We start from the raw sequence: 24,865 nt of genomic DNA on the forward strand, positions 1-24,865 counted from the left end.
CGGAGGGGACGTGTCATATTCCCAGTTCACGACCCGTTCCGGGCATGAGCGACGACGGCACTCCTCGATGATCTCCACGCTCGGCGTCCTGGCCAGAGACCACAACGGGGACCTCCCCGCCGTCCGGGTGCCCGAGCCGCTCCTCATGCGAGCGGCGCGGCTCATCGAGAACACCGCCGACCTCGTACGCCAAGGCTCCCACTGCCACCAGACGTCGCCGAGGACGTCCGACCCCACCTGCAGAAGACACTCCGCGAAGACGCCGCCCGGCTCCGGGCACTCATCCCCGACACCGGCGGCCGACGATCCGGCTCCGGCCTATGGGCGGTTCCCGACGATCGATCTTGAACACAACTGTCGCGGGCGCATTCGTGGCTACAGAAACGATAGAAGCGGAGCCGATCTCCGCGGAATGACTGATCCTTGATGCGGCGCCGCACAGCGATACGACCATTTCGGCAGTGCGTGTCTGCCAAATATGCTGGCAGACAAGAATTTCCATTATCCGGTAAGGATTATTACGTCAACCTGAACGCCCTGCCGGCATTGCACCGAATGAATTAATAACAGTGGCGGGGTCGTGCCGAACGATCACCTGCCCTCGGGCGACCTAGCCGGAGTCCCCCGAGCCACTGCGAGACACCGCCGACGTACTAACTGACGAGGGATGCTCGTTGGGCATCGCGTGATGGCGATTTGCTGCCTACCGACGCTCCGGCGTGTGACCTACGTTACGAACTAGAAGCAATGCGCGGCGGGGCAATGCCACGGTCGGCGCAAATGTTCCATCGTTTCCCGAAGCCCAACGGAGTAGCTATGCCCCACATCAAGTTCCTCAACAACGGCGAAGAATCGTGCATCCACGCGGACACGGGTAGCACCGTGATGTCGGTGGCCACCATGAACAACGTCAACGGGATTGTGGCGGAGTGCGGCGGAGGTTGTTCGTGCGCGACGTGCCACGTGTACGTGGAAGGTGGGTGGTTCGACAAGCTCGAGCCCGCCGCCCCGGAGGAACTCGAGCTCCTGGAGTTCCTTGAAGGCGTACAGCCCAATTCACGTCTGTCGTGCCAGATCGCAATCGATACCGAACTCGACGGTCTGACCGTCAGCGTCCCGCCGCAGCAGGGCTGATCGTTGACCACACCCCAGGAGAACACAGTGACGACCAACTTCGACACCCTCTACATCGGCGGCGACTGGACAACCCCGTCAAGTCCGTCAACGTATACCGTCGTCTCCCCCACCACTGAAGAGGTGATTGGTTCGGTTCCTGAAGGCACCGAGGCAGACATTGATCGCGCAGTCGATGCCGGTCGGGCGGCCTTCGACGATCCGACGGGTTGGTCGCAGTACGAGCCTCACCGCCGTGCCGAGATCCTCGAACGCTTCGCCGACGCACTCGACAAGCGCGGAGCCCGCACCGCCGAGGCGGTCAGTCGGCAAAACGGGATGCCGATTCAGACCTCACAGAGCATGGAAGCCGTCTTCCCCGCGCTGCTGCTGCGGTACTACGCCGGTTTGGTCAAAGAATCGACCGATGAGCGCCGTCCGGCGATGTTCGGGGGTACGACCGTCGTGCGCCGGGAACCGGTCGGTGTCGTCGCCGCGATCGTCCCGTGGAACTTCCCTCAAGCTCTCGCCTTCACCAAGATTGCGCCTGCTCTTGCGGCGGGTTGCACCGTGGTGATGAAGCCCTCGCCCGAGACAGTCCTCGATTCGTACGTCATGATCGGGGCCGCCATGGAAGCCGGCCTTCCAGCCGGCGTCCTGAACGTGGTCCCGGCGGGGGCGGCTGTAGGCGCCTATCTCGTGGCCCATCCGGGCATCGACAAGGTCGCGTTCACCGGCTCCACCGCAGCCGGCCGGAGCATCGCCGAGACCTGTGGACGCCTCCTTCGGCCGGTCACCCTCGAACTCGGCGGCAAGTCGGCGGCAATCGTCCTCGACGACGCCGATCTGGGCAGCCGGCTCGAACAATTCTTCCCTGCCACCCTGTTCAACAACGGACAAACCTGCTTCCTCAGCACCCGGATCCTCGCGCCCCGTGCTCGATACGGTGAACTCGTTGACACAATTTCCGACTTCGCGGCGAGCCTGACCGTCGGTGATCCGCTCGATCCGGCCACTCAGATCGGCCCGGTCGTGTCCGCGCGTCAGCGAGAGCGCATCGAGTCGTACATCGCCAAAGGCACCGCTGAGGGCGCGCGCGTCACCGCTGGTGGCGGTCGGCCGGCGGACCACGATCACGGTTACTTCATCTCGCCGACGGTGTTCGCCGATGTCGACAACCGCCACACCATCGCTCAGGAGGAGATCTTCGGACCGGTTCTGGCGCTGATTCCCTACGACGACGTCGACCAGGCCGTGGCGATGGCCAACGACAGCGAGTTCGGACTGGGTGGTTCGGTGTGGAGTGAAGACCCGGAGCGGGCGCTGTCGGTAGCCAACCGTGTGCGCACCGGGAGTATCGGCATCAACTCCTACGTCAACGACCCGGTCTCGCCCTTCGGCGGGATCAAGGCAAGCGGTATGGGCCGGGAGATGGGCCCGGAGGGCCTGGCTGGCTTCCAGCTGGTCAAGTCGATGTACAACGCACCGTAGCCAACGATGCAGCTGGGCGACTCGGATGCCGTAGATGGCGCCCGAGTCGCCCGTGCGCTGCGTCTCCCCAAGCGACAAATGTCTCGTCTTCGAGCACCTCCCTTGTCACCAGCAGTGGCGGCGATCACACTGACGGGGCAGGCTTGCGGCCTCTCACGCTCGGGTTCGCAGCAAAAGGAGTCGCTCAGGTGGATGTGCAGCAACTGGAGATGTTCGTCGCGGTCGCCGAGGAGGGAAGCATCCACGGCGGGGCCCGCCGACTGCTGATAGCCCAGCCCGCAGTATCTAAGTCGCTGCGCAAGCTCGAGCGCCAACTCGGTACCGAACTGCTGATCCGGTCCCCGCAAGGAATCGGACTTACCGTGGCGGGCCAGGTCCTTCTTACTCAGGCCAAGGAAATACTCGAGCGCATGGGCCGCACCATCGAGATCGTGCGCAAGGCGGGCGAACCCGGACGCGAGTTGATAATCGGTCTCATCGCCGGGGCTGTGGCGGCGGCGGAGTTGACCAAAGAGATCATCCGCCAATATCGGGTCGACCGACCGGATGTGAAACTGACACTGCGCGAACTCAACTTCCCCAATCAGTTCACCGCGATCTCCGATGGGCTGGTGGACGTCGCCCTGGTGCGCCCGCCATGCCCGACCCCGGACGTCGCACTGACCTCCCTGTTCGACGAGCCGATCATGCTGTGCTGCCGGGAGGACCATAGACTCGCGGATAAGGACCGCCTCGAGATCGCCGACATCGTCGAGGAACCGATGCTGGACATGGCCGATGCTCCGGTCCTGTGGACCGATTTCTGGCTTCTGGTCAACGAGCGCCACGGGCGACCACCCACAGAGCAGTCTGTCCGAACTCTTTCCGAGATGGGTCTCGCCGTCGCATGCAGCCCCCGCACTGTCACTCCACTCGTCGGCAGCGCGTGGCGCCTCGGACTGGACCCGTCGTCGTTGAGCACGGTCCCTCTGCGTGATGGGCCCCGATCGATCGCGGCGGTGGCCACCGCGCGTGGCGACTACCGCGATGAGGTCTGCGACTTCGTCGCGACCGCGGTGCGCGTGACCCGAGAACGGGTCACCGATATCCCCGACGCAAACCTGCTCGCCTGACTCGGTCAGCATCTGGAGCAGGACTTTCGCCTCGTCATGACCAGTGATTCCGATACGGAATCACGCGATGCGATCTTGCATCTACCCGCCCCATCCGATGTGACATAGATTACTAACCATGGCACGGGAAACCGATGCCCCTTCCTTTGAGATCCCCTCTGCTGGAACGGCTTACACCCTTCCCATGCAACCGGGACCCTTCAAGTCCGATGGAGACCTGTAGTGAAGCAGTGTGACTATCTGATCGTCGGAGCAGGTTCTGCCGGCTCCGTCCTCGCCGACCGGCTCAGCGCCGACGGAGCACGCGTCCTCGTCCTCGAGGCCGGCGGCTCCGACGATGACCCCCTGGTCAAGATTCCTGCCCTGTTCGCCGGAATGTTCCAGGGTCCCAACGACTGGAATTACAACTCTGAGCCCGAGCCGGGACTGTATGGTCGGCGCCTGTTCTTGCCACGCGGGAAGATGCTCGGCGGCTGCTCGTCGATGAACGCCCTCATTTACATGCGCGGTGCTCGCACCGACTATGACCGCTGGGTCGACGACTTCGGCGCCACCGGTTGGTCATACGACGAGGTGTTGCCGTACTTCAAGCGGTCCGAGAACAATGCCGACATCCGCGACGAATTCCACGGGCACGACGGCGGCCTGCATGTGACGCGCGATCGCTGGCTTTCTCCCCATGCCGAGTCATTTATCGATGCTGCCGCTTCCAGCGGCATCGCCCGAAATGACGACTTCAACGGCGCACAACAGGACGGCACCGGACTGTTCCAGGTCACCGCACACCAAGGTCGGCGCTGCTCAGCGGCGGATGCATTCCTGCGGCCGGCGATGGAGCGGCCCAATGTCGAGGTCGTCACCGGAGCTCTCGTGCGACGGATCGTTCTCGACGGGAACCGGGCGGTGGGCGTGGAGTACATCGAGGACGGTTTTCTGCACACGGCGGTCGCCGATCGTGAGGTCATTCTCAGTGCAGGCGCCTACAACTCCCCGAAGATTCTCATGCTCTCGGGAATCGGCCCGGCCGAGCATCTGCGGGAGATCGGCATCGACACCGTTCTCGACTCTCCGCACGTGGGCGGTAACTTGCAGGATCATCCGCTGACGTTGTTGCACTGGGACACCGACAGCACCGACACGATCAGTGACCTCGCCCAGCCCGCGTACATGGATCAGTGGCTCGCGGAGGGTACGGGCAAGCTGACGTCGAACGCCGCCGAGGCCGCGGTGCTGTGGCGATCCGACTCGTCCCTGCCCGCCGCGGACTTCCAGATGGTGTTCGTTCCCGGCTTCTTCTGGGACCACGGTTTCCGCCGACCGACGGTCGGCGGTGTCACGATCGGGCTGTCCTACAACGGCCCGTCCTCGTCGGGTTCGGTGCGGTTGCGCTCGTCCGATCCGGCAGCCCCACCGCGCATCGTCAGCAATCTGCTCTCGCAGCAGTCCGAGGTGGACGCGGTCATCCGCGCCATCGGCCTGGCCGAGGAAATCGCGGGTCGACCGGAACTGTCTACGACGTTCGGCGAACGGGTCAATCCCGGCCGGAGTGTCGGCAAGGCCGAACTCGCCGCATGGGTCCGCGCCGACACCCAGCACATGTACCACCCCACCAGCACCTGCCGGATCGGTGTTCCGGGAGAGGGTGTCGTCGATCCGGACCTGAAGGTCCACGGCATCGAGGGTTTGCGCGTCGTAGACGCATCGATCATGCCGAGAATCGTCTCGGGCAACACCAACGCCCCGGCGATCATGATCGGTGAGCGTGGGGCGGATCTGATTCTCGGCAAGTCCATCGACGTGGCCACTGCCGACGCTGTCGCCGTCTAACCCGAAACCGTCACGAAACAACCTCGACTCACTCCAGTTCAGCTCTTTCTGCACATCGATCCGGTCGAACACATCGACCGGAGGAGGTATTGAACACCATGACTGCACACCTGACCGAGCAGGACTACCGCGTTCCCGAAAACATCGCGAAGGCCGCTATCCTGCCGGAGTCCTACACCGACGAGCAGGCCGTCACGTACCCGGCGTTTGCTTGGCTTCGTGCGAACAACCCGTTCGGGGTCGCGCACGTCGAGGGATACGACCCGATCTGGCTTGCCACCAAGCACGCCGACATCCTGGAGATCGAGAAGAATCCCGCGGTATTCGCCAGCGGCATGGACGAGCCGAACATCAACGACAGTGCCAGTGCGGGCTTCCTGAAAATGGTCAACAGCGGTGGGAGCCGCACCCTGGACACGCTGGCCTACATGGACGCACCCGAGCACACCAAGATCAAGAACGTCACGAGTGCCTGGTTCATGCCCGCGAGTGTGCGCAAGCGCGAAGACGAAATCCGCACGTTGGCCAAGGATGCGGTCGACCGGCTGCTCTCGTTCGACGGCGAGTGCGATTTCGTGAAGGACTTCGCCATCTACTACCCACTGCGGGTCATCATGAGCCTGTTCGGAGTGCCGCCGGAGGACGAGCCCCGGATGCTCACCCTGACACAGGAAATGTTCGGACCTGCCGACCCGGAGACCCAGCGGGCCGAGATGGTTCCGGAACCGGACGCGATGGCCCGTATGTGGAAGGCCGCCATCGACGACTTCTCCACGTACTTCAACGATCTGGCCGCCGAACGCCGAAAGAACCCTACCGATGACCTCGCGTCGATCATCGCCAACGCCAAGGTCGACGGGGAGTACCTCTCGCCCTCGTTCATCAACGGTTACTACGTGGCGATCGCCACGGCCGGTCACGACACCACCTCGTCGACCGTGTCCGGTGCCATCAAGGCACTCGCCGACAACCCCGATCAGCTCGAGAAGGTCCGAGGTGATCTGTCACTGATTCCCTCGCTGGTGGAGGAAGCCGTCCGGTACATCTCTCCGGTCAAACACTTCCAGCGTGTCGTCACCCAGGACCACGAGTTCCGTGGCCGCCAGCTCCACCGCGGCGACCACGTCATGTTGCTGTACCCGTCGGCGAACCGGGACGAGGAAGTCTTCGACAACCCGGATCAGTTCGACATCACTCGGCGCCCGAACAAGCACATCGCCTTCGGTCACGGTCCGCACATGTGCATCGGCCAGCACGTGGCCAAGCTGGAGATGCGGATCCTGTTCGAGGAACTGCTTCCTCGCATCCGCAAGGTCGAGGTTGTCGGAGAACCCAAGTATGTGGCAGCCAACTTCCTGTCCGGCCTGAAGTCCCTTCCGGTCAGCATCACGAAGGCCTAACCGATGAGTACGGAAACCTCCGTGGTCGGCGCCGTCATCATCGGCGCCGGCCACGCCGGCATCACCGCCGCAGCACTGCTTCGCCAACGCGGATTCGACGCCCCGGTCACCATCGTCGGGGACAGTGAACACCTGCCCTACCACCGCCCCCCGTTGTCGAAGTCCTATCTGTCCGGCCCTGACGGCGCACTGGATCCGCTGAGACCGTCCGAGTTCTACCGCAGCGAGGGAATCGACCTCATTCGCGGACAGCAGGTTTCGATGATCGATCCTGACCGCAAGGTGGTGCGGCTCGATGACGGAACGACCCTCGAATACTCGTCGCTGATCCTGGCCACCGGGGCACGTCCACGAGATCTGACCATTGCCGGCTCCTCCCTCCGCGGTGTGACCAGCCTGCACAACTATGAAGACTCCCTGGCACTGCGAGATTTGCTTGGCGCCGGCCCCGGTACCAAAGTCGCTATCGTCGGCGCCGGGTACGTCGGTCTCGAGGTGGCCGCCGCGGGCCTCAAGCACGGGGTGGACATCACCGTCGTCGAACGCGCCGAGCGTGCGTTGGGTCGAGTAGCAAGCCCGGACCTGTCGACGTGGTTGTCGGGATACCACCGCGACCGCGGCACCCGACTGTTGACCAGCGCAGACCTGCAGGAGTTCCTTCCCGGAGAGGAAGGGGCGGTCCGTGCTCTGCGTCTGGCCGACGGCACGGTAATCGACTGCGACGGTGCGCTTGTGGGGGTCGGGGTTCTCCCCTGTGACGGGTTGGCCCGCGCCGCCGGCATCCACTGTGACAGCACGGGTGTGGTAGTCGACGCCGACGCCCGTACGTCCGCGCCGTCGGTGTATGCGATCGGCGATGTCACGAGTCGGCCGGTCCCTCCCTATCCTGGCCGGTTCCGGCTGGAGAGCATTCCCAGCGCGACGGAGCAGGCCGGCCAGGCGGTCGCCGCCATCCTCGGGCTCGATGCGCCCAAACCGGAGGTGCCGTGGTTTTGGTCGGACCAGTTCGATGCCAAGATCAAGATCGCCGGCCTCTTGGTGGACGCGACGACCGCGGTGGTTCGCGGCAATCCCGCCGACGACCGCTTCGCGGTGTTTCATCTCGCCGACGACGACACCGTGCGCGCCGTCGAGACGGTCAATTCTGCGCCCGAGTTCATGGCCGGCAAGCGCTGGATCGCCGAGGGCGTTCGGATCGACCGGCGACGCATCGAGGACCAGTCCATCGCCCTGCGTGAAGTGCCGTCCGGGGCGCCCGTCCGTTCCTGATCCGCCGGATACCCGCGTCCGGAGGGGAGGTCACACGACACTCGCTATGGTAGATGGTGAGCAACAAACTAATTTGGAAGGTGTCGTGTGACCGACTCGGTTCGTTCGGGAAACCGGCAGGAAGAACGCTCGGGTCTGTCGACCCGGCGACTACTGAAGTCCACGGCACAGTTGATTGCCGAGGTGGGGTACGACCGGACGACCCTGACCGAGATCGGCAAACGTGCAGGCTACAGCCACGGTCTGGTCAGTCGGCGATTCGGTAGCAAATCCGCGCTCGTCGAAACCCTGATCGAGAAGTTGAGTGAACGTTTCGGGCACGAGCAGCTTCCGGGCACTCTGCTCCATGCAACGGGAGTCGACGCACTGTTGGCAGTCCTCGACGAGATCCAGAAGGACTCTGCGAACTCGCCGGAATCGCTCCGCGGCTTTTACGCCCTGCTCTTCGAAGGTCTCAAACCGATCCCGGAATTGCACACTTTCGTCGCAGACCTCCACGCCAGGTATGTTGCCGGCCTTACCCGACAAGTGGCAGCCGGCCGTCAGACGGGTCGACTTCGCCAAGGGGTCGACCCCGCCGAGATCACCGAACTCACGGTCAATGCTCTCCGGGGCCTGGCATACCGGTGGTTGCTCGACGAGGATCGGGTGGACTTCAACTGTGGCCTCGATTCGCTCGCGCGTCAGCTCGTCCATCTCGCCGCCCCACCCGAGGACCGCCGAGATGGCCGCTGACCAGACCAGCAGCGATCGCAGGACCCCGCACGAGGCGCTGATCGACCTGAGCAACGAGGGGTTGGCGGTCCTCGACGCATCCGGGTGCTACCTGACCGTCAACCCCGCGGGCCAGCGCATCCTCGGCTCCGGCGATGCCGACCTGATCGGCCGACGAGCGGTGTTCCTCGGCGACCGGAACTGGCCGGAGTCGGGAAATCACTGCATCGACGGAACGGTGTGGATCGGCACGGCCGAAGTCGAGTATCACATCCGCCCGGCCCAGCTCGACACCGGTGAAGGGTGCCGAGTCGTACGGTTCTGCCCCACCGACCCCGCTGTGCGTGACCGGCGTGCGCTCGCCGCCTTCACCCGGACTGCGGCCGCCATCGCATGCGAGAACCAGCTCGACGTCGTTCTCGACAGGCTCGCAGCCGAGGTGCGCGACACCGTGGGAATGGCGACCTGCGCCGTCATCCTCGTCGACGAGGCCACCGGCGCACTCCACCATGTCGGCAAGTCGGGCCTTCCAGTCGACTACGGCGAGCGAATCGAGTTGTGCCGCCGCCAAGGCGCACCCTTGGCCACCACGAAAGCGATCGACGAGGCACGCATCGTGATCTCGGAGAAGTTTCGAGACGCTGCCCTCGCAGACCCTCGATGGCACCCCGTCCACGACCTCCTTCGCACTATGGACTGGGACACCTACGTCGCTGTTCCGTTGGTCGTCCGAGACAAGGTCATCGGTGCGCTCGCCGGCTTCTTGACCGAGGGACGAGCGCCCGACCGAGAAGACATCCGATTCATCGCCGCGATGGCCGACCAGGCGGCGATCGCGGTGTCGAACGCGCAGATGTTCAAGCGCCTCGAGCTGCAAGCAGCACGGGAAGAACGCCGCAAACTTGCCCGGGACATGCACGATTCGGTCACTCAGGCATTGTTCTCACTGTCGTTGCGGACCAAAGCTCTCGAAGTCAGCGTCGACACCGGTGAGGACATCGACCTGGTCGAACAAGTCCGGCAGATCCACGAACTCGTCTGTGGGGCGCAAACGGAGATGCGGGCCCTGATCATGCACCGCCGCCCCGCCGCCCTCGGCGAGGAAGGATTGGTCCCCTCAATCCGCAAACACGTCGCCGCGGTTGCCGCGCGTGAGGGCCTATCCCTGACGGTCGAATCCGACGACGAGTTCTACGAGCTCGATGAGACCGTCGAAGAAGACCTGTTCATGGTTGTCGGCGAGGCGATCCATAACGTCGTCAAGCATGCGCAAGCGACGAGTGCGGTCGTGCGGATCCGGCGGTCGTTCGCGGACGCATCGGTCTTGACGGTGACGATCGTCGACGACGGAGTAGGTTTCTCCGGCCCCAGCGATGACCAGTACTCTTTCGGCCTGGTTTCGATGTCGGAGCGGGTGAAAGCACACGGCGGAAAGCTGACCGTACGCTCCCGCCCCGGGAGCGACCCAGCACACGGCACCACTGTACGTGTGGAAATTCCCAGTTTGAGTCCCCTCGGTGATGATCCGGGCGCGGGAGATGAGGTTGCACACGATGGATGAGATATCGGTATTTCTGGTCGACGACCATACGTTGGTTCGCCACGGGCTGAGGGCATTTCTCGCCACGCAAAAGGATGTCACCGTCATCGGTGAGGCCGAAAACGGGAAACAGGCGATCGACAAGCTCCGGGCGCATGCCGCAGCGGGCCAACTACCCGATGTAATCCTGATGGACCTCGTCATGCCCGAACTCGACGGTGTGGGCGCAATCACTGCCCTGCGCGCCACGCATCCGGACCTGAAAATAATTGCACTATCAAGCTTTTCGGAGACCGAACGGGTGCACGCCGCGTTGCAGGCTGGTGCCACCGGTTACCTGCTGAAGAGCTCCGACCCCGGCGAGATCATCACCGCCATCAGATCGGCGCAACGCGATCAGGTACACCTCGACCCGGCTGTCGCACAGGTACTCGCGCGGTCCATGAGAACCGGTCACGGGGCCGCCCTATCTGCCCGGGAACGCGAAGTGCTGGCGTTGGTGGCCCGGGGCTACTCGAATCAAGAAATCGCGGATGCGCTCTTCCTCAGCGAACGAACCGCTCGCACGCATGTCAGTCACATCATCTCCAAACTCGGCTTGTCGTCGCGAATCCAAGCGGCGCTCTGGGCGATCCGAGAGGGTATCGCCACATTCTGAGCGGGTCGATGCGCCGATCGTGCCCACGATCGTCTCCGGCAACCGCGTGAGGTTCGTGCCAATCGGTCCCGGCGCGACGTCGCCCGGATCAGCTACGGTCCATCCCCTGACGGCCGGGCGAGATCGACGGGCAGCGACACATCGGCAGCGACACGCTAAAGTTGATAGGTAACTACCAACTCAGACGGAGGGTGTCGGGTGACCGGTGTCGATCGCACTGGGAACAAGCAGTCGGAACGCTCAAATCTATCTACCCGACGCCTGTTGCAAGCTACCGCCGAGCTCATCGCGGAAGTGGGATACGACCGTACGACACTGGCCGAGATCGGCAAGCGCGCCGGATACAGCCACGGCATGGTCAGTCGACGGTTCGGCAGCAAGTCGGCTCTGGTCGAGGCCCTCATCACACGGCTCAGCGAACGCTTCGGTCACCGACAACTGCCCCAGACCCTTGCCCACAGCACGGGTATCGACGCCCTGTTGGCCGTTATCGAGGAGATAGGAAAGGACGCCTCGAACTCGACCCAGTCAATTCGAGGCTTCTACGCGTTGCTCTTCGAAGGCCTCAAACCCATCCCCGAACTTCACGGCTTTGTCGCCGATCTGCATGCCGACTACATCGAAAGCCTCACGCAACAGGTCGCCCGCGGGCGGCAAACCGGCCGCCTCCGAGATGGCGTCGATCCGGCGGAGATCACCGAACTGGCGGTCAATGCCCTGCGGGGCCTCGCGTACCGATGGATGCTCGACGAGGATCGAGTCGACTTTGCCGGCGGGTTGACCAGCCTCGCCCGCCAACTCGCCCTGCTGGGCGCCCCCGACGAGCGCGATTGACCCGGCCGCCAGCTGCGCCGTCGACGGCAAGAGGGCGGCAGTGCTGGCCGTCGTGGACGACAAGGCGCGGTCTCTGACGGCGGACCCCCGCCGAGTGTTCGATTCTCCGCCGTGACACACCCGAACACACAGGTGCAGCACTCTATTTTTGTCGCCGATGACCTTTGGTCGTGGTCTGAATGCTCGCCAATTGCGGGGTGCGAGGTGGCATTGCGACGAATGTCTCGATCAAGACGCGTCCACCGACCCTGTTGTGACGTGCACCATAGGTCTTGACTTGATTGAGGGAAATGGCTCGCCCGTATGAGGCGTACGTGTACCCGCAACATCTCGACCCCGCCGCTTGAACACGGAGCTGCTTTGGAACTGACGCGACTCGAGTTGGACCTTCTTGCCGCGCAGTGTCAGCTCAACGAAGGAGAACGCTATGACCGGCCCACTTTCGGGTGTGCGCGTCATCGACTTGACCGCTGCACTTGCCGGACCGTACGGCACCATGATTCTTGCCGACCTGGGAGCCGACATCATCAAAGTCGAGCCACCGGGCGGAGAGGTCACGCGCAGAGTGGGGCCGTACCCGACCAGCACGGACGGTCAGCAAACACTCGGTGGGTACTTCCAGAGCATCAACCGCGGAAAGCGCAGCATCGTTCTCGATCTCAAGACCCCGCAGGGGCACGCGGAGTTACTGGACCTGGTCCGCACTGCCGACGTCGTGGTCGAGAACTTCGGCCCGGGGGTGGTCGAGCGACTCAATATCTCCTACGACGAACTGCGCCGCGTCAATCCGCGTCTGGTGTACGGATCGTTGACCGGTTTCGGGGCTGCGTGGTCGGGTGAAAGTCCCTACATTGATTGGCCTGCAATGGATATCACCATCCAAGCCATGGCGGGGGCCCTGAGTATCACGGGAACCGAAGACGGAAAACCTGTCAAAATCGGCCCCGGCATCGGGGACATCTTTCCCGGGACGATGTTGACGATCGGCGTTCTGGCCGCACTGTGGGAAGTTCAACAGACCGGGGAGGGGCAACAGATCGACGTGTCGATGTTCGATGCCATGCTCTCCCTCTGCGAACGCATGGTCTACCAGTACTCCTACACCGGACAGGTACCCAAGCCGATCGGCAACACGCACCCCATTCTCACCCCTTTCGACGTGCTCGAAGTCAAGGACGGGTGGATTGCCATCGCCGCTACCACCCAGCTGAGGTGGGAGGCGCTGTGCCGCATCATGGAAATGCCGGAACTCATCACTGACCCCCGGTTCCGGGACGAGGGTTGCCGTGTCGAGCACCGCTCCGAGATTCGGCACATCCTCGACACCTGGTCGCGCGACCTCACGCGGGCGGAGCTCCGCGAAAAATTGGGTGGAAAGGTTCCGTTCGGGCCTGTCAACGACATCCGGGACATCTTCGACGACCCCCACGCATGGGCTCGAAAGATGCTCGTCGAGATCGAGAACCCCGGATCCACCCAGCGGGCGATCGTTGCCGGCCAACCCATCAAGTTCAGTCGAACTCAGGCAACTGTCGGCGCCCGAGCACCCCAGCTCGACGAGCACGGGGACGCCCTGCGTGCCGAGACCCGCGCCGCAACCGTCCACGGAGTCGCGAGGTGACTGCCTATGAGGTGAGCCCGGAATTCACCGATCTGGTTGAGCGTCTGCGGCAATCCCCGTTTCGCGCCGACACCACGACCGTGCCCAAGCTACGAGCCAACTTCGAAAAGTTCGCGGCCTCCTTCTACAATCCCCCGGCGGCCGAATTCGTACGCGACAATGCGAACGGCGTCGACGTCGAGTGGACTCGAGTACCCGGCTGTGATCGCTCGCAGGTCGTGCTCTACCTGCACGGCGGCGGCTATTCCATCGGATCGATCGAGGGATATCGCGACTTCTGCGCACGCATCTCGGAAGGCTCCGGTTCGGCTGTGCTGTCGGTCGGCTACCGGTTGGCCCCCGAACACCGGTTCCCCGCTGCCCTCGATGATGCGGTCACCGCGTACCGCTGGCTCATCGATTCGGGCGTACACGCTGATCGAATAGTCGTGGCCGGTGATTCTGCCGGCGGCGGATTGACCGTGTCGATGATGGTGGCACTGCGTGATGCCGCAATCGCGCTACCTGCCGCCGCCGTGTGCATCTCTCCATTGACCGACCTGGCCCACACCGGGGCATCGGTACTCGAGAAGGCCTACGCCGATCCGATCGTCACCCCGGAAGGAAGTCACTCCTACGCCGTTCGCTACCTGGGCGAACAGGGCGATCCGACCGATCCCCTGGCCTCCCCGTTGTACGCCGACCTGCACTCGTTGCCACCGGTGCTGATCCAGTGCGGAACAGCCGAGGTACTACTCGACGATTCACTCCGCTTGGCGCGCAGGATCCGGGACGCGGGTGGCAGTGTCGATCTCGATGTGTGGCCGGAGATGATCCACATCTTCCCCTTCTTTGCATCCAAGGTCCCGGAGTCGCAGCGAGCGCTGAGATACCTGACCGCGTTCGTCGCACAGGCATTCGGCCGTGAGAAGAATCCGTCACACGCGAACGCTTCGGTCGCCGCGGCGGCGTCGTTGAAATCCTGAAGTTATGCCGAAAGCGAGTCAAAATTGCTGACAGAGAATCGAAACCAAAGTCAAGACGTGCTGGTGGCGGTCCAACCGCCGCAGCTGCAACCGCCCTGGGTGACCGCCGAACGCGCTGAACTGTTGACTACTGTCCGCGCCTTCAGCAGTACCGAGGTCCTTCCCGCCGCGAACCTCCATGACCGGACCGAAAAAGCGATTCCGGCCCACCTCATGGACCGACTCGCCGAGTTGGGCTACTTCGGGATCACGGTGCCCGCCGAATACGGCGGTCTCGGTCTGGGGGTCTTCGAATACGCCATGATCTCGGAAGAACTGTCCCGGTCGTGGATGAGCGTGGCCTCGATCATCGCGCGCGCTCAGGGACTGGGAACACGTTTCGACGATCCAGACCGCCGAGACGAGTTGACCAGACGCAGTGCACGAGGTGAGTGGATCGGGGCAGCAGCGTTTTCCGAGCCCGACGCCGGATCGGACCTGGGCTCGATTCAGACTGTCGCTCGCCGGGTCGGCGATCGATACATCATCAGCGGTCACAAACGATGGTGTGGAAACGCTTACGAGGGCGATTTCATCCTGGTCATGTGTCGGATCGAGGACGGCCCGGACCCGGGTCCCATCCGGACATTCGCCTTGCCGAAGGACCGCAACAGCTTCCCTGCAGGCGTCACGGGCGAACCGATCGACAAAATCGGCTACCACGGCATTGTCAGCTGGAATCTCACCTTCGACGAGGTACAGGCAGCCGCTGACGACATGGTCGAACCGTTCGGCTTCTCCGGGGCCGAAGGCCAGGGATTCAAGGCGGTCGTCAACGGGCTGAACGTAGCCCGAGTACAAACAGCTGCACGTGCCGTCGGCCTTGCCCGGGCAGCTCTCGAAGACACCGTCGCGTACCTGCAGACGCGTGTTCAGTTCGGATCCCCACTGGGCGACTTTCAAGCCCTTCGATTCACCGTGGCGGACATGGCCGCAAAGGTGGCTCAAGCCCGCACGTTCTACCAGTACGTCGCGAACCTGATGGACAACGGCGTGGCCTGCGAACAAGAAGCCGCGATGACGAAGCTGCTGGCGACGGAAATGGCGGTCGAGGTCACCGGGCAGGCGCTACAGTTGCACGGCGGCAACGGTTACACCCGCGAGCACTCCATCGAGCGGTATTGGCGAGATGCGCGGCTGACCACCATCTTCGAGGGCACGAGTCAAATCCAGCAAAAAATCATCAGTGACCGCATTCTGCCGCGGCCCCCGCGCTGACCGGACTCCACAATCCCTTCGTCGCCGGCCAACAGGCCGGCCAGTAAAGAACGCCGCCCCGTGGTGCCGACAGACCAGAGTGGTGCTTCCAGCAGAAGACCTGGGCACAACTCGCAGGTTCGGCTGCACCCTGTGACGGAATGACGAACAGACGCCAGTCCGTACTCCACAAACTCCCTGGTGGGTGGCGACCGCACCTGCGAACCACCCACCGGGGCTCCCACTGACCGTGGTTTGTTATCTCGATCTTGCGGCGATGGTCGGCGAGCACGTCGGCGGGCTACGCAGTCTGTGCTCACGCGAACGGTGGATGCCCTACTGCTTGTGTTGCGGCACCAAATCGTCGGCAATGGTGCTCATGTCGGGGCAGTGCACTAGGTTCGTGATCCGATCGGCGAGTCTGTCAGCGCGCTCGTAGCTGATGATCGGCGCGGCCAGGGTGGTGAACTTGCCTCTTACCTGCGCGACGCGCTCGCTGTCGGAAAGATGTGTCCAGCTTCGGTTCGCATCGGCCGATGCCGATGCGAGCCGGCCACCGGTGAAGAACACTCGGGCATCGGTCCTGGTTTTGTCCATCCAGTCATTGGGACGCAGACGCACCACTTGCGCGAGCCGCTGTACCGCAGGGTCGGTGAGGGAGGCTGCAGTGAACTGCTCGACGCCCGCGGTGCCATGGATGAGGGCCGCTGCGATCACGAAGGCGATGCTGAATTTGGCTTCGAGCGCCGTGGTCGGTGTGGCGATGGTGCACACTCCGACGCAGATTCGAGGGATGTCGAGCTCGATGCGTTCAATCGTTGCGGGGTCGAACTGCGGATCGGCACGCAAGGTCAGCGCAGCGTCGATGGCGGCGTGGGTGCCGAAACAGGCTGCGTAGCGCTTAATTCGAGTATCCCGAACGAGCCACAACTCATCGAACCGCGCATGCAGCCAGGCGTCGTCGAGACCGGTTGCATGGGTGGGGACAAATCCCTGTTCCCCGAGGACCGAATCGCTCGATGCGACGAATCCGCTCATGGCCAGGCGTGCTGCCAGAATGCCGGCCGCAGCGGCGCGTCCCGCGTGCAGAGGCTTGCCCATCGAGCCGAACATGGCTTTCAGTCCCGCAGCCTGGGTCGCGGCCACCCGCAGAGCGGTCGACATCTGATGGGGGCCGGCTCCGAGCATCTGCGCTACCGCTGTCGCGGCGCCGAATGTTCCGATCGTCCCCGTGGTATGAAACCCGAGGTCGTAGTGGCTCGAGCCGACAGCTAATCCGAGTCGTTCCTGGACTTCATAGCCGGCGATGTACGCGGTGATGACGTCTGCGCCGCTACTACCGATCTCGTCGGCTACCGCCATTACTGCCGGCAGAATGGGAGCCGAGGGGTGGATACCCGAGCCCGGCGCCCAATCGTCGAAGTCCAGGGCGTGGGCGGCCGTGCCGTTGATCGTTGCCGCATCGATCGCCGAGCTCCGTGAGGTCGTGCCCCAGATGCGGGCCGGACCGCACCCGGTGTCCTCGACGGTCAGGGCTTTGCGCACGATCTCGGTGACGGGTTCGTCCGCGCCCGCCAGTGCGACACCGATGGTGTCGAGAATGTTGCGGCTGGCTGCGGCAACGACGTCGCCCGGAAGGTCTTCGAAGCGGAGTTCGGCGGCGGCGACGACCAACTGCCTGAGCGGACCGCCGCCGTCTCCGATACTCACCGAGCGAGTTCAGCTGTCCGCGTCAGACCCGCTCGTCGTCCTTTTTCTGCTGTGACGAGTGCGAGTTTGCGGCTGGCCTCATCGATCATTTCACCGTTGAGCATGGCAGCGCCCCGTCCTCCGCCGTCGGCGGAGCGGTGGTAGTCGTATGCCTCCAGAATGGCTTCGGCCTTGTCGTAGGCGTCCTGCGCGGGCGAGAACACCGAGTTCGCGGCCTCCACCTGGGTGGGATGGAGCACCCACTTGCCGTCGAAGCCGAACGCAGCAGCGTGCACTGCCGCCCGGTGGAATCCTTCGGTGTCCCCGATGACAGCGTAGGGGCCGTCGATGACCTGCAAGCCGTACTTGCGTGCCGTCACCGCGAGCGTCATGAAGACAGGATCGATGGGGTTGTGGCCGCCGTAGCTGTTTTCGCCGATCACCAGGGTCGGAATCTGCATTGCCGCCATGAAGTCTCCCGGACCGAAAATGAGAGTCTCCACTCGCGGAGTCGACGCTGCAATGTCATCGACGATGCTCAAACCTGACGGGCCCTCGATCTGTACTTCGATGCCGATCTTGCCCTCCGGGAGCCCCAGGTCCCGTTCGAGCTGACCGAGCAGGACATCGAGCCAATGAATGTGCGCGAGCTTCTCCACTTTGGGAAGCATGATGCAGTCGATAATGGTGCCGGCCCCCCTGACGATCTCGATGACATCGTCGTATGCCCACTGAGTTTCGGCGTCGTTGACCCGAACGACGACGACCTTTCCGCGCCAGTCTCCTTCGTGGAGAGCTGTGAGGATGTTGGCGCGCGCGGCGACCTTGGCCGATGGCGCCACGGAATCCTCGAGGTCGAGGAAGACCTCGTCGACCGCGAGGCCCTGCGCTTTGGTCAGCATCTTGGGATTGCTACCCGGCACTGCCAAGCAGGATCGGCGTGGACGGAAAGTACGGGTCATCAAGAACTCACCTTCGATTCGGATCAACGACGACCGGTTGCATACACAGTCGAAAGAGTTACGAGCGCAGTCGCTCAAGCCGGAAGCGTACCCAGAAACCGGGTTTACGAATAGAGACTTTGAGGGCATCGAGCCAGGACGAGACATTTGACTCGGCCATTCCGCGTCGCTGGACTCTACGTGATTGGCGTCACAGCTGATTGTATGGAGTGAGCACACCGAGACAGGGGATTTCATGGACATGCTGCCAGCTGCATCCGTCCCACGCGATCCGGGTGCCGGGCCTTCGATCATGGTCGTCGACTCGGACAGGAGAGCACGTTCGGCGCTCAAACGGCTGATGGAGGCAACCCACACGAATGCACTGGTCATCGAAATCGCCGATGCTGCAACGGCACTGTCCGAAGCGCAGTCGGCACCGTTTGATCTCATCCTGGTCGACATGCAGCTACCCGACCCTGCGAGCAGCTGCGAACTGATCCGGAAGATTGGCCACGATCAGCATGTCGTGGCGCTGAGCGTGAGGCAGGACGACGCACGGTGTGCCAGGGCGGCGGGTGCACGCGATTTCGTCTGGAAGACGAACTCGTCGGACCTGATTCTTCAGGCGGTGCGGGCAACATCGGTTGTGTCCGCGTCGGCTGCTGAACCGTCGGTGTAGTCACCGCCGCCACCACACAATTTCAGATTCGGCTTTCGCACCAGAGCAGCCGGCACCGGCGCCCCGCGGCGCTACGTGTCGGCACGAGGGCTCGACGCGGCGCCGGGCGCAGCAAGAAGGAGTTTCACCCTCGCTTCACGCCTGCGCATCACCGCTTTTTCCAGGAACACTGCTGACGCCTACAAGGGGCGGTCAGCCTCAACAGATCGGAGTCTTCGCCGGTGTCCACCTTCTCCTCCATTGATCATCTTCGGCAGTCGAAGGGCGCCGACCTGGGAATCTCGAGAAAAATCGAGGTATCACAGGCACGTATCGACGAGTTCGCCGCGGTCACCGAAGACCATCAGTGGATTCACGTCGACGCAGACAGGGCAGCGAACGGGCCCTTTGGCACCACGATCGCCCACGGTTTTCTCACGCTGTCCTTGCTCGCGCCGTTTCTGACGGACCTGATCGAGGTACAGGGTGCGACGAGCTCGATCAACTACGGACTCAATCGCGTCCGCTTTCCCGTCGCGGTTCCGTCCAATTCCATGCTGCATGCCGAGGGCCGGATCCTCGACGTGGTCGATCGTCCAGGCGCAGTCGACGCGATCGTGGAAGTCGCCATCTACCCGAATGAGTCCCCGAAACCGGCGTGCATCGCCGAATCAATCATCCGCTACACCTTCTGAACTTGCCGACAAACGCACAGTCCCAGCGCTCCGACATCACCCGGACGGCATGACACAAATAGTTTGACGAGAACGAGTGCATCGGAACTCCGATGTGCCATCGCCGGCAAGGTCCCCAATCGTTCGAGGCTTCCGCTACCCCGATTAGATGTGTGAATTCCCATGAAATCTCGTGAGTACCGCCCGTGGCGTCAACGGCGTCGCTCCGCTCGGATCGACGCCGACCGCAGACCCACTCATCGCAATTCCGAGGCGACGTGCCTCATCGACTTCGCCAGCAGGTGGGCACCATTCGGGGGTGCTCCCGAGGAGGAGATCCTGGTGCACTTCGGAATGACAACGCGCCGGTTCATCGAACGATTGTGGCAGCTCATCCCTGAATCGACCTGTACCCAAGACGAGATACGCAAATTCTCGAACGCATTCCCGCGCCACCGCCGAGCCGTCGAACTGGCGGACGGGGCGGTCCGACAGCTCCCCAGAGCTGGCGAAGACTACGGGAAGCAAGGTCCAGCAGGAAGAGTCGCGGAAACGGACTAGGTGCCATGATTTTCGCGACCTCACGCCTTCTCGGGAGCAGATCGAAGCGCCCGCTACGGAAAGTTATGCAGCTGCATTCGCCTTGCGTATCACCAAGTGCAACCGAGGGCCACGCGGCGCTGCGAGGTTCTAGTTGGCCAAACCTCGGGAAGGCGGCATCTCCCCCAAACACATTTAATGGTTGTCCGCGTTTTCAGCGCTCGATCGAGGTCCTCGAAAGTGCACTCCATCGGGCGTGACCCGATCTTCTCGTGGCTCGTTCGACAACTCGACCGTCATATCACCTATCCCACGCCGTACTAGTCCCCCACCGAAAGAGGCCCTCATGTCCGAGATCGAGAGCGACACGGTCAAACTGTCATCGCCACCAGCAAGGCAACCGAAGCGCGTCTGGTTCTCCAGCTTCATCGGCGCGGCCATCGAGTTCTACGACTTCAGCATCTACGCCACCGCGGCAGCGTTGGTATTCGGTCCGCTGTTCTTCAGCCCGGCACAAGCATCCGTCGGAGTGGTCCTGTCATTCCTCACCCTGGCAGCGGGCTACATCGCCCGCCCTGTCGGGGCGATTGTCTTCGGCCATTTCGGTGACAAGATCGGCCGCAAGACCACCCTCATCACGACCGTCGTTCTCATGGGCCTGGCCACTACCCTCATCGGCATCCTGCCGACATACGAGGCAGTGGGAGCGCTCGCGCCCGTATTGCTGGTCACCCTCCGAGTCATACAGGGTCTGTCCGTCGGTGGCGAATGGGGCGGGGCAGTGGTCATGACGACCGAGCATTCATCGACGAAGCGCCGGTCCTTCATGGGAAGCGCCACCGCCATGGGGTCGGCATTGGGAGTGCTTCTGGGGTTCGCGGCATTCTCGATAGTCGTTTCGCTGACCGGTGACAACTTCCTCACCTGGGGTTGGAGACTGCCATTCTTGGCAACCGTCGTGCTGTTCGGCTTGGCGATGTACATGCGCCTACGGATCACCGAGAGCCCGGTGATGGTCGAGGCTGCCGAGAAGAACGCTCGTGCAACCAAATTGCCGATCACGATCGTATTCACGCAGTACGCGAAGCCCGTCGCGCTCGCCGCCGGAGTCTTCGCCGGACCGTTCATGATTCAGTCCTGCTTGGGAACCTTCTTCACCTCCTACGGAGTCACCGAATTGGGCATGGCGCGATCGTTCCTGCTCAATGCGTCCGTCATCGGAGTCGCGTTCTCGTTCATCGGCATTCCTATCGGCGGCCTTCTCGCGGACAGGTTCGGCCGTCGCCGCGTGCTGGCCGTCGGCGTCACGCTCGCAACTTTGAATCTCCTGCTCCTGTGGCCACTGTTCACCGGCGCCACCACGGTGGGAGTGATAGTTGGGTATGCGCTGGTCTTCACCTTCCACTCGCTGTGTATCGCACCGATCGGTGCGCTGTACTCGGAGTTGTTCCCCACCGCCGTGCGCTACACGGGTGTGGGAATGAGCTACCAGATCTCCTCACTCATCGGCGGCGGCCTCGGCCCGGTGGCAGCGTCGTTGCTCGTCGCGAACGGACTGGGACTCGGCTCGGTGTTCGCCATGCTCGCCATCTTCTGCCTGATCGCAGGCTTCTGCATCTACCGCCTGCCCCGGACCGACAACATCGACCTTCGGAATGCCGGAGCAGACGTATTGACCCCGTCCAGTTAGTTGGTAGTCAACTACTAACATTGTATGGTGGGTGGGACGCCCACTGTCAGGAGAAGTCCATGACCGACACCGCAACCACCCCCGATCTCGCCGGGTTCCCCGTTCGTCAACGCGGCGCCTACTTCGAGAAGTTCGAAACCGGGCAGGTTTTCACTCACCACTGGGGCCGCACGATCACCACCGCGGACAACGTGTTGTTCAGTACCGCACTCGCCCATTGGTCTCCGATGTACCTCAACGCCGAGTACGCTCGCGCCCACGGGCACAAGGATGCGCCGTTGAACCCGTTCCTCGTGCTGTGCACGGTCGTGGGGTTGTCGGTCGAGGATCTCAGCGAATCCGGTGGTCCCTTTCTGGGCATCGAAGAGTGCGTGTTCGAGCAGCCGATCTACCCCGGTGACACCGTGCGCACCGAGTCGGTCGTCCTGGATTCGCGGCCCTCCGCCAGCCGGCCTGGATACGGCATCGTGACGTGGAAAACCATGGCATTCGACCAGCACGACGAGGTGGTCCTGCGTTTCGTGCGCAAGAACCTGTTGGCCGGCAAGGGGTCACTGTGAGCTGCACGGGCCGAACTGCAGCTGAAGCGTCGGCACACGAATCGATCGACGGGAGCCACCGGAAATGACTCAGACACAACCACACTCCGCTTCCCAGGAATGGGTTACCGAAGACTCGGGATGGTTCGAATCGTTCGAGGTCGGCCAGCGGTGGAAGCATGCACGCGGTGCGACCATCGACGAGGTCGAGAATCAGTTGATCACCAAGATGGTCATGAACACCGCGCAGGAGCACTGGAACGAAGCGGCGATGAAGGACTCGCCGTGGGGAAAGAGTCGGTTGGTGTTCGGGCTCATCACCGGTTCGCTCACTCTGGGGCTCACCAGTCAGGACACTGCCGAGAATGCACTCGCCGAGCTGGGTCTGGACGGTATTCGTTTCAAAGCCGGTGTCTTTCACGGAGACACGATCTATGCGTACACCCAGGTGCTGTCCGTCGAACCGGCGGACCGCGACGACGCCGGTGTCGTGCAGTTCCAACACTGGGGAGCCACATCCGACATGCGTGTCGTGTTCGAGTGCACGCGTCGTGTGTTGATCAAGCGACGCAGCCACTGGCGCCCCTGACGCTGACCAGCATTCTTCTCACACATTCATCTCGAAGGAGTACCGATGACGAACCCGAGGCCGGTGCGGCCACGCCGATCCGAGCTGTCCACCCCCGCTACCAGCGAAAAGATGATGGCCAAAGCCGCTGCCGGCGACGCCGATCTCGTTTTTCTCGATCTCGAGGATGCGGTCGCGCCCAACGCCAAGGACGTGGCACGCAAGCAGGCCGTCACGGCCTTGCGCGAACTCGATTGGGGGCGGAAGACCCGCGCGGTGCGCATCAACGGCGTCCAGACGACCTGGTGCCTCGACGACATCACCGAAGTGGTTGCCGGCGCAGGTGCCAACTTGGACGTGTTGATCATTCCCAAGGTCAAATCCGCGCGCGATGTCTGGTTCATCGACACTCTGCTGACGCAGCTCGAACACAAGCACGGCCTGAAGATCGGCGGTATCGGCTTGGAGGTACTGATCGAAGAAGTGGAAGCTCTGGCGGCCGTCGACGCGATCGCCGCGAGCAGCCCGCGGTTGGAGGCGCTGATCCTGGGCGTCGGTGACCTCGCGGCCAGTCATGGAATGAGATCTGCACACATCGGCACCAGTTCCGGCTACCCGGGTGACATCTGGCACTCGGCTCGAACGAAGTTGATCGTCGCTGCCCGCAGCAACGGCCTCGATGCAATCGATGGTCCGTTCGGTGACTTCAAGAACAACGACGCCTACCTCCAACAGGCGAATTGGGCCGCAGAACTCGGCGCGGTCGGCAAGTGGGCGATCCATCCGAACCAGGTGACGCTGGCCAACGACGTCTACTCGCCCTCCGAGGAAGAGGTAGCACAGGCACGCAAGGTCGTCACCGCGATGCGCGAGGCCGAAGCCGCCGGTGACGGCGCCGTCGCCATCGACGGTGTCATGGTCGACGCAGCCACGGCCCGGATCTTCGAGACCGTGTTGCAACGCGCCTCCGTCGTCGAGCAGCACTGACCGACACCGGACTCGACCGCTACCCGGCGCGACCTACTTACGAACAGGACTATCAATGGGCAACATCAACTTCGACTTCACCGGACGAACAGTTCTCGTCACCGGCGCCGCCAGAGGGATCGGCCTCGAGCTGGCCCGGCATTTCAAGACTTCCGGCGCCGAAGTAGTCATGGTGGATTTCGACGGTGACGAGCTGGCACGTGCGGCCGACGATATCGGTGCTGCTGCTGCTCAGGCCGACGTCAGCAACACCGAGGATGTCGAGAGAGTGGTGAGCGATACGGTCGAGCGCACCGGCCGTATCGACGTCGTGGTCAACAACGCGGGGATCCTGCGCGATCGTGTCGTGTGGAAGCTCACCGACGACGACTGGTCGCAGGTGCTTGATGTCCACGCCGGCGGCACCTTCCGCTTCACCCGCGCCGTTGTGCCTCATTTCCGGACCCAGAACTACGGACGCATCGTCAACGTGACCTCCTACACCGGTCTTCGCGGTAACCGAGGTCAGGCGAACTACGCGGCCGCCAAGGCCGGCATCATCGGTTTCACCAAGACCACCGCCAAGGAACTCGCACTGTTCGGTGTCACCGTCAATGCGATTTCCCCCAACGCCGCCACACGAATGACGGCCTCCATTCCGGAAGAGAAGATCCCGGAAGTCACCGGCCCGATCGCCCGGTTCGCGGACCCCTCAGAAATGGCCACAGCCGTCGCGTTCTTGGCTTCCGAAGAGGCCGGGTACATCACCGGTGTCGTGTTGCCGGTCGACGGCGGCGCGTCGATCTAGAACAGAAGG

Annotated in this window: 22 protein-coding genes; 20 read left to right on the plus strand and 2 right to left on the minus strand. The window is 63.1% G+C overall.

Features of this window, described 5'->3' with window-relative positions:
- The first annotated feature begins 816 nt into the window (after positions 1 to 816).
- The 13 genes from JVH1_RS39170 to JVH1_RS39230 all read left to right on the plus strand — a co-directional run bounded on the left by JVH1_RS39170 (position 817) and on the right by JVH1_RS39230 (position 15,801).
- Complete coding sequence (locus JVH1_RS39170; protein ID WP_009478641.1) at positions 817 to 1,134, plus strand: 2Fe-2S iron-sulfur cluster-binding protein; 318 nt, start codon at positions 817 to 819, stop codon at positions 1,132 to 1,134.
- 27 nt (positions 1,135 to 1,161) lie between these two features.
- On the plus strand, positions 1,162 to 2,604 hold the full coding sequence (locus tag JVH1_RS39175) for an aldehyde dehydrogenase (RefSeq protein ID WP_009478640.1): 1,443 nt from the start codon (positions 1,162 to 1,164) through the stop codon (positions 2,602 to 2,604).
- Positions 2,605 to 2,792: 188 nt separating this feature from the next.
- The gene (locus tag JVH1_RS39180; RefSeq protein ID WP_009478639.1) at positions 2,793 to 3,716 is read left to right on the plus strand and encodes a LysR family transcriptional regulator; all 924 of its coding nucleotides are present in this window, start codon (positions 2,793 to 2,795) and stop codon (positions 3,714 to 3,716) included.
- Between the two features lie 222 nt (positions 3,717 to 3,938).
- Positions 3,939 to 5,543: a GMC family oxidoreductase gene (locus JVH1_RS39185; RefSeq protein ID WP_009478638.1), complete on the plus strand. Its 1,605-nt coding sequence runs from the start codon at positions 3,939 to 3,941 to the stop codon at positions 5,541 to 5,543.
- Positions 5,544 to 5,641: 98 nt separating this feature from the next.
- Positions 5,642 to 6,943: a cytochrome P450 gene (locus tag JVH1_RS39190; RefSeq protein ID WP_043781432.1), complete on the plus strand. Its 1,302-nt coding sequence runs from the start codon at positions 5,642 to 5,644 to the stop codon at positions 6,941 to 6,943.
- 3 nt (positions 6,944 to 6,946) lie between these two features.
- Entirely contained in the window at positions 6,947 to 8,212 is a 1,266-nt protein-coding gene (locus JVH1_RS39195) for an NAD(P)/FAD-dependent oxidoreductase (protein ID WP_043781430.1), read from the plus strand.
- Positions 8,213 to 8,299: 87 nt separating this feature from the next.
- Positions 8,300 to 8,947, plus strand: a complete 648-nt coding sequence (locus JVH1_RS39200) for a TetR/AcrR family transcriptional regulator (RefSeq protein ID WP_009478635.1) — start codon at positions 8,300 to 8,302, stop codon at positions 8,945 to 8,947.
- Positions 8,937 to 10,487 carry a GAF domain-containing protein gene (locus JVH1_RS39205; protein WP_009478634.1) on the plus strand — a complete coding sequence of 517 codons (1,551 nt, stop codon included), beginning with the start codon at positions 8,937 to 8,939 and terminating at the stop codon, positions 10,485 to 10,487. Before JVH1_RS39200 ends, JVH1_RS39205 begins: the two co-directional genes overlap by 11 nt.
- Positions 10,480 to 11,124, plus strand: a complete 645-nt coding sequence (locus JVH1_RS39210; RefSeq protein WP_009478633.1) for a response regulator transcription factor — start codon at positions 10,480 to 10,482, stop codon at positions 11,122 to 11,124. Before JVH1_RS39205 ends, JVH1_RS39210 begins: the two co-directional genes overlap by 8 nt.
- Before the next feature lie 198 nt (positions 11,125 to 11,322).
- A complete protein-coding gene (locus JVH1_RS39215) occupies positions 11,323 to 11,958 on the plus strand; it encodes a TetR/AcrR family transcriptional regulator (RefSeq protein ID WP_009478632.1) in 636 nt (211 codons plus the stop codon).
- Positions 11,959 to 12,385: 427 nt separating this feature from the next.
- Positions 12,386 to 13,579: a CaiB/BaiF CoA-transferase family protein gene (locus JVH1_RS39220; protein WP_009478631.1), complete on the plus strand. Its 1,194-nt coding sequence runs from the start codon at positions 12,386 to 12,388 to the stop codon at positions 13,577 to 13,579.
- On the plus strand, positions 13,576 to 14,544 hold the full coding sequence (locus JVH1_RS39225) for an alpha/beta hydrolase (protein ID WP_009478630.1): 969 nt from the start codon (positions 13,576 to 13,578) through the stop codon (positions 14,542 to 14,544). The genes JVH1_RS39220 and JVH1_RS39225 overlap by 4 nt, the downstream gene beginning before the upstream one ends.
- 57 nt (positions 14,545 to 14,601) lie before the next feature.
- A complete protein-coding gene (locus JVH1_RS39230) occupies positions 14,602 to 15,801 on the plus strand; it encodes an acyl-CoA dehydrogenase family protein (protein WP_009478629.1) in 1,200 nt (399 codons plus the stop codon).
- 315 nt (positions 15,802 to 16,116) lie between these two features.
- Here JVH1_RS39230 and JVH1_RS39235 read toward each other — a convergent pair whose 3' ends face one another.
- Together JVH1_RS39235 and JVH1_RS39240 are read right to left on the minus strand one after the other, a co-directional pair.
- Positions 16,117 to 17,454, minus strand: coding sequence for an MmgE/PrpD family protein (locus JVH1_RS39235; RefSeq protein ID WP_157174066.1), 1,338 nt, complete (start codon positions 17,452 to 17,454; stop codon positions 16,117 to 16,119).
- Positions 17,455 to 17,486: 32 nt separating this feature from the next.
- A complete protein-coding gene (locus JVH1_RS39240; RefSeq protein WP_063720708.1) occupies positions 17,487 to 18,431 on the minus strand; it encodes a CoA ester lyase in 945 nt (314 codons plus the stop codon).
- A 235-nt stretch (positions 18,432 to 18,666) separates the two neighbouring features.
- Between JVH1_RS39240 and JVH1_RS39245 the strand changes: the two genes are divergently transcribed.
- The 7 genes from JVH1_RS39245 (at position 18,667) to JVH1_RS39275 (ending at position 24,856) form a co-directional block, all read left to right on the plus strand.
- The gene (locus JVH1_RS39245) at positions 18,667 to 19,092 is read left to right on the plus strand and encodes a response regulator (RefSeq protein ID WP_083849852.1); all 426 of its coding nucleotides are present in this window, start codon (positions 18,667 to 18,669) and stop codon (positions 19,090 to 19,092) included.
- Positions 19,093 to 19,313: 221 nt separating this feature from the next.
- Entirely contained in the window at positions 19,314 to 19,766 is a 453-nt protein-coding gene (locus JVH1_RS39250; protein ID WP_009478625.1) for a MaoC family dehydratase, read from the plus strand.
- An 865-nt stretch (positions 19,767 to 20,631) separates the two neighbouring features.
- Positions 20,632 to 21,975 carry an MFS transporter gene (locus tag JVH1_RS39255; protein WP_009478622.1) on the plus strand — a complete coding sequence of 448 codons (1,344 nt, stop codon included), beginning with the start codon at positions 20,632 to 20,634 and terminating at the stop codon, positions 21,973 to 21,975.
- 59 nt (positions 21,976 to 22,034) lie between these two features.
- On the plus strand, positions 22,035 to 22,535 hold the full coding sequence (locus tag JVH1_RS39260) for a MaoC family dehydratase (RefSeq protein ID WP_009478621.1): 501 nt from the start codon (positions 22,035 to 22,037) through the stop codon (positions 22,533 to 22,535).
- A gap of 64 nt (positions 22,536 to 22,599) precedes the next feature.
- Positions 22,600 to 23,103, plus strand: coding sequence for a MaoC family dehydratase (locus JVH1_RS39265; protein WP_009478620.1), 504 nt, complete (start codon positions 22,600 to 22,602; stop codon positions 23,101 to 23,103).
- 45 nt (positions 23,104 to 23,148) lie between these two features.
- Positions 23,149 to 24,069 carry a CoA ester lyase gene (locus tag JVH1_RS39270; RefSeq protein WP_009478619.1) on the plus strand — a complete coding sequence of 307 codons (921 nt, stop codon included), beginning with the start codon at positions 23,149 to 23,151 and terminating at the stop codon, positions 24,067 to 24,069.
- Positions 24,070 to 24,124: 55 nt separating this feature from the next.
- Positions 24,125 to 24,856 carry an SDR family oxidoreductase gene (locus JVH1_RS39275; RefSeq protein ID WP_009478618.1) on the plus strand — a complete coding sequence of 244 codons (732 nt, stop codon included), beginning with the start codon at positions 24,125 to 24,127 and terminating at the stop codon, positions 24,854 to 24,856.
- Positions 24,857 to 24,865 lie beyond the last annotated feature (9 nt).

The sequence above is a fragment of the Rhodococcus sp. JVH1 genome, from assembly GCF_000280725.2.
Classification (GTDB): domain Bacteria; phylum Actinomycetota; class Actinomycetes; order Mycobacteriales; family Mycobacteriaceae; genus Rhodococcus_F; species Rhodococcus_F jostii_A.